This is a genomic window from Streptomyces sp. NPDC035033 (assembly GCF_040636735.1).
Taxonomy (GTDB): Bacteria; Actinomycetota; Actinomycetes; order Streptomycetales; family Streptomycetaceae; genus Streptomyces.
In genome coordinates, this window is the sequence record NZ_JBEZUZ010000006.1 from 63,106 (window position 1) to 77,689 (window position 14,584).

The 14,584-nt window shown below is 76.0% G+C and carries 9 protein-coding genes and 3 tRNA genes; 8 read left to right on the forward strand and 4 right to left on the reverse strand.

The genetic code is table 11. The annotated features are described in order from the left end of the window. Window positions 1-34: 34 nt before the first annotated feature. Genes AB0E83_RS04730 through fxsT form a run of 3 tightly spaced genes read left to right on the forward strand, consistent with a single transcriptional unit; the run spans window position 35 to window position 7,103 of the window. Window positions 35-1,558, forward strand: a complete 1,524-nt coding sequence (locus AB0E83_RS04730; protein ID WP_362105846.1) for a hypothetical protein — start codon at window positions 35-37, stop codon at window positions 1,556-1,558. Further along, complete coding sequence (locus tag AB0E83_RS04735; RefSeq protein WP_362105849.1) at window positions 1,555-2,685, forward strand: MoxR family ATPase; 1,131 nt, start codon at window positions 1,555-1,557, stop codon at window positions 2,683-2,685. The genes AB0E83_RS04730 and AB0E83_RS04735 overlap by 4 nt, the downstream gene beginning before the upstream one ends. Continuing rightward, complete coding sequence (gene fxsT, locus AB0E83_RS04740; protein WP_362105851.1) at window positions 2,685-7,103, forward strand: FxSxx-COOH system tetratricopeptide repeat protein; 4,419 nt, start codon at window positions 2,685-2,687, stop codon at window positions 7,101-7,103. The genes AB0E83_RS04735 and fxsT overlap by 1 nt, the downstream gene beginning before the upstream one ends. A 67-nt stretch (window positions 7,104-7,170) precedes the next feature. On the opposite strand, the gene AB0E83_RS04745 is transcribed toward fxsT, so the two are convergent. Next, window positions 7,171-8,505 carry a cation:proton antiporter gene (locus tag AB0E83_RS04745; protein WP_362106008.1) on the reverse strand — a complete coding sequence of 445 codons (1,335 nt, stop codon included), beginning with the start codon at window positions 8,503-8,505 and terminating at the stop codon, window positions 7,171-7,173. 362 nt (window positions 8,506-8,867) lie between these two features. Here AB0E83_RS04745 and AB0E83_RS04750 point away from each other — a divergent pair, with 362 nt between their 5' ends. The 3 genes from AB0E83_RS04750 to AB0E83_RS04760 all read left to right on the forward strand — a co-directional run bounded on the left by AB0E83_RS04750 (window position 8,868) and on the right by AB0E83_RS04760 (window position 12,127). After that, entirely contained in the window at window positions 8,868-10,019 is a 1,152-nt protein-coding gene (locus AB0E83_RS04750; protein WP_362105854.1) for a caspase family protein, read from the forward strand. Between the two features lie 79 nt (window positions 10,020-10,098). Beyond that, window positions 10,099-10,308: an aldo/keto reductase gene (locus tag AB0E83_RS04755; RefSeq protein ID WP_362105857.1), complete on the forward strand. Its 210-nt coding sequence runs from the start codon at window positions 10,099-10,101 to the stop codon at window positions 10,306-10,308. A gap of 22 nt (window positions 10,309-10,330) precedes the next feature. Further along, window positions 10,331-12,127 (forward strand): HEXXH motif domain-containing protein, encoded by a 1,797-nt coding sequence (locus tag AB0E83_RS04760; protein WP_362105860.1) that lies wholly within the window; start codon window positions 10,331-10,333, stop codon window positions 12,125-12,127. A gap of 104 nt (window positions 12,128-12,231) precedes the next feature. Here the strand turns inward: AB0E83_RS04760 and AB0E83_RS04765 are convergent. The 3 genes from AB0E83_RS04765 to AB0E83_RS04775 all read right to left on the reverse strand — a co-directional run bounded on the left by AB0E83_RS04765 (window position 12,232) and on the right by AB0E83_RS04775 (window position 12,631). Further along, window positions 12,232-12,305 (reverse strand) — tRNA-Ile (locus AB0E83_RS04765). Window positions 12,306-12,480: 175 nt separating this feature from the next. Next, a tRNA-Asn gene (locus AB0E83_RS04770) sits at window positions 12,481-12,553 on the reverse strand. Window positions 12,554-12,558: 5 nt separating this feature from the next. Next, window positions 12,559-12,631, reverse strand: a tRNA-Asn gene (locus AB0E83_RS04775). Window positions 12,632-12,777: 146 nt separating this feature from the next. Here AB0E83_RS04775 and AB0E83_RS04780 point away from each other — a divergent pair. Both AB0E83_RS04780 and AB0E83_RS04785 read left to right on the forward strand, forming a co-directional pair. Continuing rightward, entirely contained in the window at window positions 12,778-13,092 is a 315-nt protein-coding gene (locus AB0E83_RS04780) for a YtxH domain-containing protein (protein WP_362105863.1), read from the forward strand. A 36-nt stretch (window positions 13,093-13,128) separates the two neighbouring features. Beyond that, the gene (locus AB0E83_RS04785; protein ID WP_362105866.1) at window positions 13,129-14,568 is read left to right on the forward strand and encodes an FGGY family carbohydrate kinase; all 1,440 of its coding nucleotides are present in this window, start codon (window positions 13,129-13,131) and stop codon (window positions 14,566-14,568) included. Window positions 14,569-14,584: the final 16 nt, after the last annotated feature.

The following is a 14,584-nucleotide window of genomic DNA, read 5'->3' on the forward strand; positions in this document are numbered from 1 at the left end:
AGTTGGAAGCACCGGAGCCGCGACGGGGGGACTCTTGTCCGACGAGGGCCACGGCGCTCACGCACCGGAGCTCAGGCGTGAGCTGGTCGATCAGCTGTGCGCGGTGCCGGGGCTCGACGTCCCCGGCAGCCGCGACCTCCTGATCAGCATGCTCGCGCAGCGGCTGCCCGAGGTCGGCGACGTCCCCCGGCACAGCCGGACCCGACTGGACATCCTGGAGATCGTCCTCGGCTGCCTGCGCGAACCGCACGGTCTGCGCGAACTGGCCGACGCCCTCAGCCTCTACGCCCCCGGCTCCTCCCCCGTCCTCAGGATCCAGGAACTCGCCGACTCCACCCCCGACCCCGCGCCGGACGTCCTGCCCGTCCTGCCCGAGGCGGAGTTACGGGCCGGCCGCTCACTGCTGGCCGGCCTCCGGCACCTCGACGCCCCCGGGCTGCTCCACGCGGCCGCCGGCGACCTCGTCCTCCCCCGCCGCCCCGTCTCCGGCCTCGACGAGGCGTTCGACCTCCTCTGCCGGGCCAACGCCCGCCCCGACGGGCTGCTCCCGGCGACCGTCCTGGTCGAGCACGTGATCACCGCGCTCGACGGCTCCGAGGCCCACCGGCACACCGCCGCCGCGCTGCGCGAGTGGAACGACGCGCAGGCCGCCGCCCTCCGCCTCGTCCCGCAACTGGCCGCCGTCCGCGCGGACATCGCCCGGGCCGCCACCGCACAACCCGCGCCCGCCTGTCTCGTTGTCCAGTTGTGCAGAAGCGGAAGGGACCCGGACCGGTATCTGCTCTCCCACTGGCGCCAGATCCGGCCGGGGCCGTGGCGGCCGGAGCGCGGCGAGGACCGGCTCGTGACCCTGGACGAGGTCCCCGCCGCGGTGGGAGAGCTGGTCGACCGGGCGGAGCAGGAATGGGCGGGGCGCCCCGGCCGGCCCGTCCTGGAGTTCGTCCTCCCCTTCCACCTGCTCAACCACCCCATGGAGTGGCTGACGTCCGGTCCGGACCTCACCACCGCCCTCTGCCTCACCTACCCGGTGGTCCTGCGCAGCCTGGAACGGATGCGGGCCACCCAGCACCACCGCAAGTGGCACAACCGCTGGCAGCGGATGCTCGACGGCCCCGACACCGCCTGCCACTGGGACACGATCGGCCGGCGCGGCCACGACGCCGTCCGCTGGAGCAGCGCGCTCGTCGCCGACGAACGGCTCGTCTCCGTCGCCCTCGGCGCGCCCCCGCCGCCGCACCCGGCCGGCGGCCGCTCCCCCCTGGAGACCGCGCTGCGCGCCGGGGTTCCGCTGGCGGTCTGGGACCGGCGCGAACCGCCGCCCCCCGAGTTCCGCCGCAGGGCCAAGAAGCTCCTGAAGGGAAAGGCGATCGAACTCCCGCAGCGCGCGAAGCTGTTGCGGGGCGAGGCCGCCACCGCCGCCGCGGGCCAGCGCGACGACCACGTCGGACGGCACCTCGCCGTCCTCTTCGACGACCCCAACCGCCTCGTCGACTGGGGCCCGCCGGGCCCGGGCACGGGGAACGCGCGCGGCGGACACGACGACGAGGGGGAAACATGAGCGGTGTCCATCACCCGGTCGACAGCAGCCGGAACGGAGGGCACGTCACCAGCCGCAGCTGGTGGATCTACCGGGGCACCGGCCGGCCGCTGACCGACATCCGCCTCGGCGACATCCTGCCGCCGCCGCCCGGCTGGCGGAACTTCGACGGCGGCCCCGTGCTGCCCCCCGTCCCCGCCGAGAGCGCCGAGACCGACCGCCGGCTCGGCGCCGTCGGCCGCGCCACCCCCCGGCAGGACCCGCACGACATCGACCTGATCAACACGGCCCTGCTGCTCCGCCGGCCGCTGCTCGTCACCGGCCGGCCCGGCATCGGCAAGTCCACCCTCGCCTACCTCGTCGCCCGCGAGCTGGGCCTGGGCCGCGTCCTGCACTGGGGCATCACCTCCCGCAGCACCCTGCGCTCCGGCCTGTACGAGTACGACGCCATCGGCCGCGCCCAGGCCGCGCTCGGCGACCGCGCCCGGACCGCCGCCCCCGTGCCCGCCCAGCCGTCCGGCGACCCCCCGGCCGGGGCCCCCGAGCCGGACGGCACCCCCGGCACCGGGCCCCGGATCGGCGACTTCGTCCGGCTCGGCCCGCTGGGCACCGCCCTGCTGCCGTACGAACTGCCCCGCGTCCTGCTCATCGACGAGCTGGACAAGAGCGACATCGACCTGCCCAACGACCTCCTGCACGTCCTGGAGAACGGCTCCTACGACATCCCCGAACTGGTCCGCGCCCGCCACCAGGAGAGCCGGGCCCGGGTCTTCACCGACGACCCGGACGGCACGGCCCCGGTGACCGACGGCCTCGTCCGGTGCCGGGCCTTCCCGTTCGTCGTCATCACCAGCAACGGCGAGCGGCAGTTCCCCGCCGCCTTCCTCCGCCGCTGCGTCCGCCTCGACGTCTCCCCGCCGCGCGAGGACCAGCTCGCCGCCATGATCGCCGCCCACTTCCGGGACCAGGACGGCCGCCACGACGCCATGATCCGGGCCTTCATGGAGCGCAGCCGGCAGAGCGGCGGACTCGCCACCGACCAGCTCCTGAACGCCGTCTACCTGCGGTCGGCCGGCGTCCGGGACGACGACGAGACCTGGGGCGAACTGCTGGACGCGCTCTGGCGGCAGCTGTCGGGGGCCCCCTGATGGACGACGACGCCCGCTCGCTCCCGGAGCCCTTCGAGGTCGCGGAGGCGCTGTGGCTGCACGCGTACCAGACGCTCGCGGCCCCGCTGCCCTCGTCCGGCGCGCCCCCCGGGCCCCCGCCGACGACCCCGCCGGGCCTCCCCTGGCCGCCCGGGCCGCCCGACGCGCCCCCGCCGGCGGAGCGGCCCCGGCCCGGCGGGGCGGCGCCGGCCGGCGAGCCCGCGCCCGGGCCTCCCGGCGGGGCCCGGAGCGCGCCGCGCCCGGCCGGGCCGCCGGGCCCGATCGCCCGGGAGTTCGCCCTGGCCCGGACGCTCCGGGAGGGGCACGCGCGGGCCGAGCCGCTGCCGGACCTGCCCGACGCCCCCGGCATCGCGCGGCGGCTGCGGCCGCTGAAGCAGGTCGTCCCCTCCCCGTACGAGGTCGAGCTGGACGAGGAGGCCACCGCCGAGCAGGCCGCCGAGGACGGCCTGTGGCTGCCCCGCACCCGGCCGGCCGGCGAGCGCCGCTTCGACCTGGTCCTCGTGGTCGACGACCACGCGACCATGGCGATCTGGGAACAGACGATCACCGAATTCACCGCCGTCCTCGAACAGTTGGGAGCCTTCCGGGACGTACGGGTCCGCCGGATGGGCCCGAGCACGGCCCCCGGCGACGACGAGGCCGTGCTCCACGGGCCGGTCGCCGGCCGGGGCCCCGCCGGCTCCCCCGCCGAACTCGTCGACCGGACCGGCCGCCGCATCGTCCTCGTCCTCACCGACGCCCTCGGGCCGCTCTGGCGCACCGGCGCCGGACCGCGGGCGCTGGAGCTGTGGGCCGGGGCCGGACCGACGGCGGTGGTGCACCTGCTCTCCCAGCGGGACTGGCACCGCACCGCCCTGACCCCGCGCCGGGTGCGGCTCGGCAGTCCGCGCTCCGGCGCCCCCAACACCGAACTGGCCGTCTCCTTCCCGCCGGAGGAGTACGACCCCTTCGACCCGCCGCCCGCCACCTGGACGGCGCCCGTCCCCGTCCTGGAGCTGGACGCCGACTGGCTGGGCCGCTGGGCCGCACTGGTCGCCGGCGGGGCGGACGGGTGGACCGACGCCTCCGTCCTGCTGCTCGGCGCGCCCGGCCCGGCCGAGCCGGAGGAGCCCGAACCGCCGGCCGACCCGCCGGCCCCGACCGTGCAGGAGCGCATCCGCCGCTTCCGCAGCCACGCCACCCCGACCGCCTTCCGGCTCGCCACCCACCTGGCCGCCGCCGTCCTCGACCCCCGGCTGGTGCGGGACGTGCGGCACCGGCTGGTGCCGGAGGCGCAACCGGTGCACGTGGCCGAGCTGTTCCTCAGCGGCCTGGTCGAGCAGCCCCCCTCCGGGGCGGAGCCGGACGCCGGCGACCGGACCCCGCTGGAGTTCGTCGACGGGGCCCGCGAGGCGCTCCTCGCCGGGGCGATGCGGGCGGACACCGCGCGGGTGGCGCGCTCGGTCTCCGACTTCTTCGGCGACCGCTCCGAGGCGGCCCGCGGACTGCACGGGGCCCTGCTCGCACCGGAGGACGTACCCGATCCGCCGCTGACGGCCGAGAGCCTCCCGTTCGTCCGCGTCGAACTGGCGATCCTCCGCGCCCTGTCCGGCCCCTACCTGCTCCGGGCGCACCGGATCAGCGCCGCCCTGGAGGGCGGTTCGCCGGGAGAGTCGCTCATGCCCGGCAACGCGTCATTGGTCCACGATATCCGCGACACCCCCGTACATTCCGACACGGACGGCCCTTCCATGACCGACACCACCGCCAGTCAGCAGGAGCGCGAGACCGGAGAGGCGGTGAACCGGGCACCGGTGCCTCCGCCCTCAGGGGCGCCGACGCCGGCCTCCGGCACCCCGATCCCGTCCTCCTCCCCCGCGTCGATCCCGGCCCCGGCGCCCGGCACCCCGTCCCGGCCGTCGCGCCTCTCCGTCCCCGCCGTCTGGGGCAACGTCCCTCCGAACAACCCCAACTTCGTGGGCCGGGAGGGCCTGCTCGACCAGATCCGGGAGCAGTTGCTGACCGGCGACACCTCGGCCGTGCTCCCGCACACCCTGCACGGCATGGGCGGCGTCGGGAAGTCGCAGATCGCCATCGAGTACGTCTACCGGTACGCCTCCGACTACGACGTCGTCTGGTGGATCCCCTCCGAGCAGCCGACGATGATCCTCACCGCGCTCACCGAACTCGCCCAGCGGATGGGCCTGAACGTGAGCAACGAGGCCAACCAGGCCGTCCCCGCCGTCCGCGAGGCGCTGCGCCGGGGCGAGCCGTACGACCGCTGGCTGCTGGTCTTCGACAACGCCGAGAACGTGGAGGCCGTCCGCCCCTACTTCCCCACCGGCGGCACCGGGAAGATCCTCATCACCTCCCGGAACCAGGAGTGGGACCGGGTCGCGCGGACCCTGTCCGTGGACGTCTTCACCCGCGAGGAGAGCAAGGCGCTGCTCCGCCGCCGCGCCCGCGACCTCAGCGACTCCGACGCCGACCGGCTCGCCGAGGCCCTGGGCGACCTGCCGCTCGCCATCGAGCAGGCGGCCGCCTGGCAGGCCGTCACCGGGATGGCCGTCCCCGACTACCTGCGGCTGATCAAGGACAAGATCGCCGAGCTGATGCTCGAACTCGTCCCCTCGCCCGACTACCCGATGTCGGTGGCGGCCGCCTGGGACGTCTCGCTGCGCCAGCTCGAACAGCGCAACCCGGCGGCGCTCCAGCTCCTCCAGGTCTGCTCCTTCTTCGCCCCGGAGCCGATCTCCCGCTCGCTCTTCAACAACGCGCGGACCACCACCATCGCCCCCGAGCTGGACGAGGCCCTGCGCCACCCGATCAAGCTCGGCCGGGCGATCCGCGAGATCAACATCTACGCCCTGGCCCGGATCGAGCACCGGCACGACACCATCCAGCTGCACCGCCTGGTCCAGGCGGTGCTGGTCAACCGCATGTCCCCGCAGCAGCAGGCCGACATGCGGCACGGCGCGCACCTGCTGCTCGCCGACGCCAACCCCAACAGCCCCGGCTCGCGCGAGCTGTGGCCCCGCTACCAGGCCCTGCTGCCGCACGTGATGGTCTCCCGGGCCGTCGAGTGCGAGTCCCCGTGGGTGCGCGGACTGATCCGCGGCATGGTCGAGTTCCTGTACGTGTGGGGCGACCACGCCGGTTCGGCGGCGATGGCCCGGGACGCGCTGGAGACCTGGACCGAGAAGTTCGGCGCGGAGGACCAGCAGACGCTGGAGATGGCGAAGTGGATGGCGTTCATCCTGCGCACGCTGGGCGAGTACCGGGAGGCCGCCGCCATGATGGAGCGGACCGCCGACACGTACCTGCGGACCGCCGGCGAGGACGACGAGGGCACCCTCGACGCCCTGATCCAGCTGTGCAGCGGGCTGCGGCTGCGGGCCGAGATGGCGCGCGGCCTGGAGATCAACCGCTCGGTGTACGAGCGGTCCCTGCGGGCCTTCGGCGAGGACGACCCGGCCACCCTGCGCGCCGCGCACAGCCTCGGCATCGGCCTGCGCCTGATGGGCCGGTACCAGGAGGCGCGGGCGCACGACACGGAGACGGCCCGGCTGCGCTCCCTCACCCTGGGCGAGAACCACTTCGACACCCTCAACACCCTCAGCGGCCTGTCCATCGACATCCGGGAGACCGGCGACTACCTGGAGGCCGCCGCCCACCAGGAGGACGTGTACGCCCGCTACCGCACCCACTTCGGCGAGGACACCCCCGCCAGCCTCGGCTGCGCCCGTGTCCTGGCGGTCTGCCGGCGCCGGGCGGGCGACCACGCGGGGGCGCTCTCGCTCGGCGAGGCGGTGTGGACGAAGTTCGTGAACCGGTTCGGCCCCGACCACCCCGACGCCGTCGCCTGCGCCGCCAACCTCGTCGTGGACCTGCGGCAGGACGGGCAGCTCCGGCGCTCGCGGGAGCTGGGCGAGGCGACGATCGGGCGGTACGCGGCGAAGCTCGGCGACTCCCACCCGTACACGCTCTCGGCCCGGGTCAACCTGGCCATCACGCTGCGGCACCTGGACGACCTCGAAGGCGCCGGGGAGCACCTGGCGGCGGCGCTGCCCGGGCTGCGGGAGACGCTGGGCGCGGAGCACGTCCTCGCCCTGACCGCGGCCGCCGGCACCGCCAGCCAGTACGCCGCGGAGGGCCGGCACGAGGAGGCCCTGGAGCTGGACCGGGAGGCGCTGGAGGTGCTGCGCCGGGAGCACGGCGAGGACCACCCGACGGCCCTGGCCTGCGCCACCAACGTGGTGCTCGACCTGCGGGCGCTGGGCCGGGACGACGAGGCGACCGCCCTGCACACCGAGACGCTCGCGGGCTTCCGCCGGCGGCTCGGCGAGGACCACCCGGCGACCGTGGCCTCCGCCTCGGGCAAGCGGGCCGAGATCGACATCGCCCCCGTGCCCTTCTAGGCGGGCCGGAGCCGCGAAGGGGCCGGCCGGGCCCGGGGCCCGGCCGGCTTCCGCGTGCCGTGCGGCGTCAGGGGGCCGGCGGCGGTTCCGCGCCGCCGGCGGGCACCGGGTCGAGGCCGGGCCCGGTCCGGACCTCCGGCACCTTCCCGGTCGCCGGTCCGCCGTCCCGCGGGGCCGACGGCGGACCGGCCGGGCGGCCCAGCAGTTTGATCAGCGGGCCGGTGGCGGCCGTGGTCACCAGTGCCATCACGACGAGCAGCGCGTAGAGCCGGGGGCCGATCACCCCGGCCCGGAGGCCGACCTCCAGCACGATGAGCTCGGTCAGGCCGCGGGTGTTGAGCAGGACGCCGATCAGCAGCGAGTCGCGCCACGGCTGGCGGGCGCCGCGTGCCGAGAGCGCCCCGGCCGCCACCTTGCCCACCACCGCCGCGGCGCATATCACCGCGAGGAGCGCCAGGTCGGAGGCGTGCAGCCCGCCGAGGACGACGGTCGTCCCGGAGATCGCGAAGAACACCGGCAGCAGCAGCCCGCCGGCGTCCCGGAGCGGACCGAGGAGCCGGGCGTCCGGGGAGCCGTCGGGCAGCCGGGGCATCACGACCCCGGCGAGCAGCGCGCCGAAGATGACGTGCAGTCCGAGCGCGTTGGTGGCCCAGGCGGAGGCGAGGGCGAGGGTGACGGCGAGCGGGACCCGCTGGGCGGGCCGGCCGGCGGGCCGGCTCATCCACCGGCCCAGCAGGGGGCGGACGGCGAAGAGCATCACCGCGACGTACAGGACCAGCAGGGCGGCCTTCGCCGCCCACTCCCGCGTCGAGCCGTGCGCGCCGCCGACCAGGACGACGGCGAGGACGGGCCAGCTCAGCGCGTCGATGACGCCGGCCGAGGCCATCGCGATGGTGCCGGGCCGGGTGCCGGCGAGGCCCTGGTCCCTGATGATGCCGGCCAGGACGGGGACGGCCGTGATGGAGAGGGCGACCGCCATGTAGAGGACGAAGGTGGCGTCGACCGGCCGCCCGCCGTTGACCTCCGCGAAGCCTTCGGGGAGGAGCAGGACGATGCCCGCGCCCAGCAGCATGGGGAGGGCGAAGCCGCTCACCGAGACCGAGGCGACGGCCTTCCGGTGGCGGAGCAGGCCGAGGTCGAGCTCGTAACCGACCGCGAAGAGGAAGAAGATCAGGGCCACTTGGGCCAGCGAGGTGAGGATCGGCTGGATCTGTTCCGGGAACAGCCTCTCGTGCAGCCCGCCGGGGAGCAGGCCGAGCAGGCTGGGGCCGAGCGCGATGCCCGCGAACAGCTGTCCGACGACGGGGGGTTGGCCGAGTCTCCGGGCCACCGCGCCGGCCGCGTGGGCGGCCGCGATCACCACGGCGAGGGCCGCGACGACGTGCGTGATGACGGAGTCCATGCTCACGGCATTCCCCTTCCGGCCCGGCGCGACAGTGCGGCACGGCCCCTACGCAGTGTAGCCGTGCGGGTGGCAAGTGCCCTATCGTGAAAGCCATTTGGCGTATGCCACCACGGACGGGGGCGAGCGGTGACGACGGTGCTGTGCGCGGTCGGTACGGGGGCGGGCGGGCCGGGACGGGCCGGCGGCCCGGGGCGGGCGCGGGAGGGACGGCGGCCGTCACGGCCCGGAATCGCGGTGACTCCCCGTGACCGAAGCGGGTGGGCCGGTTCCGGCGGCCCGGGACCGGGCCGCCTCCTCACGGCGGGGTCGCACCGCCTCCTCGCGGCGGAATCGCACCGCCTCCTCGCGGCGGGGCCGGCGTGACGGCGGCGGCCCGTCCGGAGCGGACGTACGCGGTCGTCGTCGGCGCGGAGCGGTACGCGGCGGGCCCGTCCTGGGACCTGCCCGGCCCCGCCGCGGACGCCCGCCGCTTCACCGCCTGGCTGCGCGGGCGCGGGGTGCCCGCGCCGCACGTCTCGCTGCTGCTCGATCCGCTGCCGGGGGCGGGCGGGCCGGAGGTCGACGTGCCGTCGGGGCCCGCCGGGCGGGAGGCCGTGCAGGAGGTGCTCACCCGGTGGCTGCCGCCCCTGGAGGGCGATCTGCTGTGGGTGTTCTGGGGAGGGCACGGCGTCACCGACCCGCAGGGGCACCGCCGGCTCTTCTACGCCGACGCCGGTCCGGACGACCGGCGCAACCTCGACCTGGACGCCTGGCTGACCGCCTTCACCACCGACCTCCTCCCCGGTTTCCGGCGGCAGATCTGGCTGGTGGACTCCTGCCAGACCTTCGTCGAGGACCTGCGCCTCACGCGCTCGCTGCCCCACGAACTCCCGCCGGGCGGCCACCGGTTGCCGGACCGGGAGCAGTTCGTGCTGCTGGCCTCCGGGGCGGGGCGGCGGGCGGCCAACGACCCGGTGGCGCAGACCGGGGCGTTCTCCCGGGCGGTCCTCGCGGCCCTGGCCGCGACGGACGGCGCCGGGGCGTGGCCGCCCGACATGGACGCGGTGGCGGCCGCCGTGCTGCGGGAGTTCGGCGGCGGGCCCCAGCGGCCCACCTCGCTCTGGCACCGCTCCTGGGCGGGCGACGTGCGCCGGTCCGACGCCCTCGCCGCCGCCCCCGCCGCCGCCGTCCCCGCCGTCCCTTCCTCCCGGCGGCCGGAGGAGCCGGTGCCGGACGCGGGCCTGCGCGAGCTGATCGGCCTGCTGGCCGACTGGCCGAGCATGACGGACCAGAACCAGCGGCAGCTGGTCCTCGGCATGCTCCCCGAGGACCTGGCCGGCGCCGTCCCCCGGCTGAGCGCGGCCCGCCCCGACATCATCAGCATCGTGCGGACCTGCCGGCGCCATCCCGGCGGCCTCGCCGCCCTCGTCGAGGCGCTCGCCCTCCTCGAACCGGGCTCGCGGGAGCAGCGCGAGCTGGCCGAGTGGGCCGCGCGCTGGCTGCTGCCGGAACAGGGGGGCGCACCCGCCTGATCACGCCCTTCCGGAACCCCACGGCCTGCGTCATCATGAAAGGCCGACGGGGTTCGAGGGGCATGGCAGGGGGATGTCGATGCACACGTCCGACACGCACACGGCGCCGGCGGCGGGGAAGCCGCGGCACCTGGGGTCCGAGCTCGTCGACCTCAGCGACGTCCCGCTCTCCGTCCTGCGCGGACAGGATCCGCGCCCGCTCGCCCGCTCGCTGGAGCGGCTGCTGCGCCAGGTCGAGCGCCCCCGGGTCAACTTCGCCGGCGAGGGAGGGCCCGGACGGGCCGACTGACGGTTTCCCGGGGAGGAGATCCGTGCAGACCTACGGAGGACACGAGCCCGCCCGTACCGTGCACCATCTCGTTCCCTCGGCGTCCTTCGACGCCCTGGCCGCGGGCCGGGGCGGCCCCGGCACCCTCCGCTTCCTGCGGACCACCGAGTACAGCCGGCGGCTCCTGCTGCTGCGGGCGCTGCTCGACACCACCGCGCGGACGCCCGCCGCGCTCGGCCCGCTGCCGTCCGTGGACAGCGCGTGGGACGTCCTGACGGCCGCCCAGGAGCGGGCCCCGGAGGAGTTCCGGGAGCTGCTGCTGCACCCGCAGACCGGGGTCTGGCTGGGGCACGGCCTGCGGCTGCTGCACCGCACGGCCTGGGGCGACGGCCCGCTGTGGACCGATCTCGGCCATCTGCACGTGGTGTGCGCCGTCGCCGCGCTGCGCGCGGGGCTGTCGCTGCGCACCACCGTGCCGCTGCGGGACGGGGCCGTGATGTTCCCGACCCTGGGGCTCGCCCGGCTGCCGGGGCGCCCCCGGTGGGGCACGGCGGAGGTGGTGGTGGCGGACGGCCGGCTGCGGGTCGACCCGTACGGCGCGGACGTCGGCCCGCCCGCCCCGCCGGCCGGGGACGGGCCGGGCTGGCAGGGGCTGCGCCGGCTGCGCACCCGGGTCGCCGGGAACCCGGTGGACATCTGGCTGGACGACATCGGCCCCTACCGGGACCTCAGCGAGCCGCTGCCGCCGCAGCGCCTCGACCCGGCCGAGACCGCCGTGTGGCAGGACCGGTTCCACCGGGCCGTGCGGCTGCTCGAGGAGACCGACCCGGAGACGGCCGAGGCGCTCGCGGAGGGGCTGCGCAGCATGACGGCCGTGCCGCCGTCGCCGCACGGGCTGGTGCTCAGCGCCTCCTCCGGCGACGCCTTCGGCGGGCTGCTGACCTCGCTCCCGCCGGACCCGGTGACCTTCGCGGTGACCCTGGTCCACGAGTTCCAGCACACCAAACTGGGCGCGCTGCTGCACCTGCTGACGCTGGAGCGGGACGACGGCGCCGAGCGGCACCACGCCCCCTGGCGGGACGACCCCCGTCCGCTGAGCGGCCTGCTCCAGGGGGCGTACGCCTTCCTGGGGATCGCCGACTTCTGGTCCCGGTACCTGGACCGGGCGCCGCGCGCCGGGCGGGCGCTGGCCGAGTTCGAGTTCGCGCTCAGCCGCCGGCAGACCCGGGAGGCCGTCCGCACCCTCGCCGCCGACCCGGCGCTGACCTCCCACGGGCGCCGGTTCGTGGCCGGCATGGCCGCCCGCCTGGACGCCTGGGAGGAGGACGCCCGCGTCCGGCCGGGCGTCGACGCGATGGCCGCGTTCGCCGCGACCGACCACCGCGTCGAGTGGCGGGTGCGCCACCTGGCCCCGGCCCCCGCCGAGGTGCGGGCCCTGGCCGGCGCCTTCCTCTCCGGCGCGGCGCCCCACCCCGTCGCCGCCCCGACGCTCGCCCCCGACACCACCCGCTGGACCCACGCCCGGACCCGGCTGATCCGCGGTCTGCTCGCGCCGTCGCCGGAGGCCGGGGCCACCGGGGCGTCGACGGCCGACCGCGCCCTGCTCTCCGGCGATCCCTCCGCCGCCGCGGCCTACGCGCGCCTGCTGGCCGCGGACCCCGAGTCCCCCGAGGCGTGGACCGGTCTGGTCCTCGCCCTCGCCACCACCGCACCGGCGGCCCGCTCGCTCCTGCACCGCCCCGAACTCCTCCGGGCCCTCCACCGGGAGCTGCGCGCCACCGCCCCCGACCACCTCGCCCACTGGCTCGTCGGAGCCCGCCGCCGCGGGCCGTCCGGGTGATCCCCGGGCGTGTCGCGCCGCGGCGCGCCCCCCGCGCCGGGCACCGTGGACAGCAGAAGGCCCGCGGCCGCAGGAAAATCCTTCCTGCGACCACGGGCCTGCGGTGGGGCGGGTGGGACTCGAACCCACGGCCGACGGATTATGAGTCCGCTGCTCTAACCGGCTGAGCTACCGCCCCCGACGTCGACGCGCGTACAAGTGTGCGCGCCGTCTGCCGCAGCATAGCCGCTCATACGATCTCCTGCTCCGGATGATCGGGATGACCGGCCCTGCTCGACCATGAAGACCACGGGCGGGAACGGATGGTTCCCGGGAACGCGAAAAAGGACCCCGAAGGGCCCTTCTCCGATCTGCTCCCCCGACTGGACTCGAACCAGTAACCCTCCGGTTAACAGCCGAATGCTCTGCCAATTGAGCTACAGGGGATCGCGCTCCCCCGACTGGACTCGAACCAGTAACCTGCCGGTTAACAGCCGGCTGCTCTGCCAATTGAGCTACAGGGGATTGCTGCGGTGCACCGAACGGTCCTGCCGGGGTCTCCCCGGGCGGCGGGCGCTCGCTGCGAGACATACATTAGCGCAAGCAGGGGGGTGCTCCGCCAATCGGTATCCCGAGGGCATCCCCAGGACCTTCCAGGGAAGGATCGCAGCGTGCGGTACAAGCTGACGTTCGCCGCGGGTCTCGCGCTCGGTTACGTGATCGGTACGCGCGCGGGACGCGAGCGGTACGAACGGATGAAGAAGGCCGCCCAGGGCTTCGCGCGGAACCCCGCCGTGCGGAACGCCGCCGAGTCCGCCGCGCAGACCGGCCGCCAGTACGCGGGGAAGGCGGCGCACATGGTCGGCGACAAGGTGGGCGACCGCCTGCCCGCCTCCGTGGCCGAGCGGGTGTCCGCCCTGCGCGGACGCGCCCACGCCAACGGGCAGGTCACCGAGGACGACGACTGGGGCACCAGCAACACCTGACCCGTACGCGCCCCGCGTGCGGCAGAATCGGGTGTCATGGGGATAGTCGCCGGACTCGACAGCTCTTCGGACGCCACGCGCATCGTCGTCTGTGACACGGACACGGGCGCCGTACTGAGACAGGGGCACGCTCCGCACCCGGTCGACGCCAAGGCCACCGACGTCGACCCGCAGAGCTGGCTGCTCTCGCTCGGGGAGGCCGCCACCGGCGGTCTCCTCGAAGGCGTGGAGGCCATCGGCGTCTCCGCGCAGGCGCACGGCGTCGTCCCGCTCGACGACCGGGGCGGCCTGGTGCGGCCCGCCCTCGTCGGCAACGACAAGCGGGGCCAGGTCGCCGCCGCCGACCTCGTCGAGGCCCTGGGCGGCCGCGAGGCCTGGGCCGAGGCCGTCGGCACCGTCCCGCAGGCCGGGCTCCCGGTCGCGAAGCTGCGCTGGCTGGCCCGGACCGAACCCGAGCACGCCCGGCGGATCGCCGCCGTCCTCCAGCCGCACGACTGGCTGGTCTGGCAGCTCCTCGGCCGGCCCGCCCGCCGCACCACCGACCGCGGCGCCGCCTCCGCCACCGGCTACTGGTCCGCCCGCACCGGCGCCTACCGCCCCGACCTCGTCGAGCTGGCGCTCGGGCACACCGTCGCGCTGCCCGAGGTGCTGGGCCCCGCCGAACCCGCCGGGACCACGCCCGAGGGGCTGCTGATCTCGGCCGGCACCGGCGAGACCATGGCCGCCGCCTTCGGCCTCGGGCTCGGCCCCGGCGACGCCGTCGTCTCGCTCGGCGCCTCCGGCTCCGTGATGGCCGTCCACCACGAGGCCCTCGCCGAACCCGGCACCACGATCACCTCCTACGCCGACGCCACCGGCATGCACCTGCCGGTGGTCTCCGTCACCAACGCGGTCCGCACGCTGCGCGGCACCGCGGAGATGCTGGGCGCCCCGTCGCTGGAGGAACTCTCCGCGCTGGCCCTGAAGTCGACGCCCGGCTCCTCCGGTCTCGTGCTCCTCCCCTACCTGGAGGGCGAGCGGACGCCGCACCTGCCGCACACCGCGGGCACCCTCACCGGGCTGCGCCGCGAGTCGATGAAGCCCGAACACCTGGCGCGGGCCGCCTTCGAGGGCATGCTGTGCGGGCTCGGCGACGCCCTGGAGGTGGTGCGCGGGCGCGGGGTCGGGATCCGGCGGATCTTCCTGCTCGGCGCCGCGGCCTCGCTGCCCGCCGTACAGGCCCTGGCGCCCGCGCTGTTCGGCGCGCAGGTCGTCGTCCCCCAGCCGGCCGACTACGCGGCGCTCGGCGCGGCCAAGCAGGCCGCCTGGGCGCTGGGCGTGGCCCGCGGCACGCTCTCGCCGTCCGCTCCCCCGGCCTGGCAGGGCGCCGCCGCGCAGATCCTGGAGCCGGGCGAGGAGCTGCCGGTGGGGCAGGCGGTGCGCCAGCAGTACGTGGCGGCGCGGGAGCAGATCCACCCAGGGGCGTTCGGCGGCTGACGCCCCTTCGGGGGAC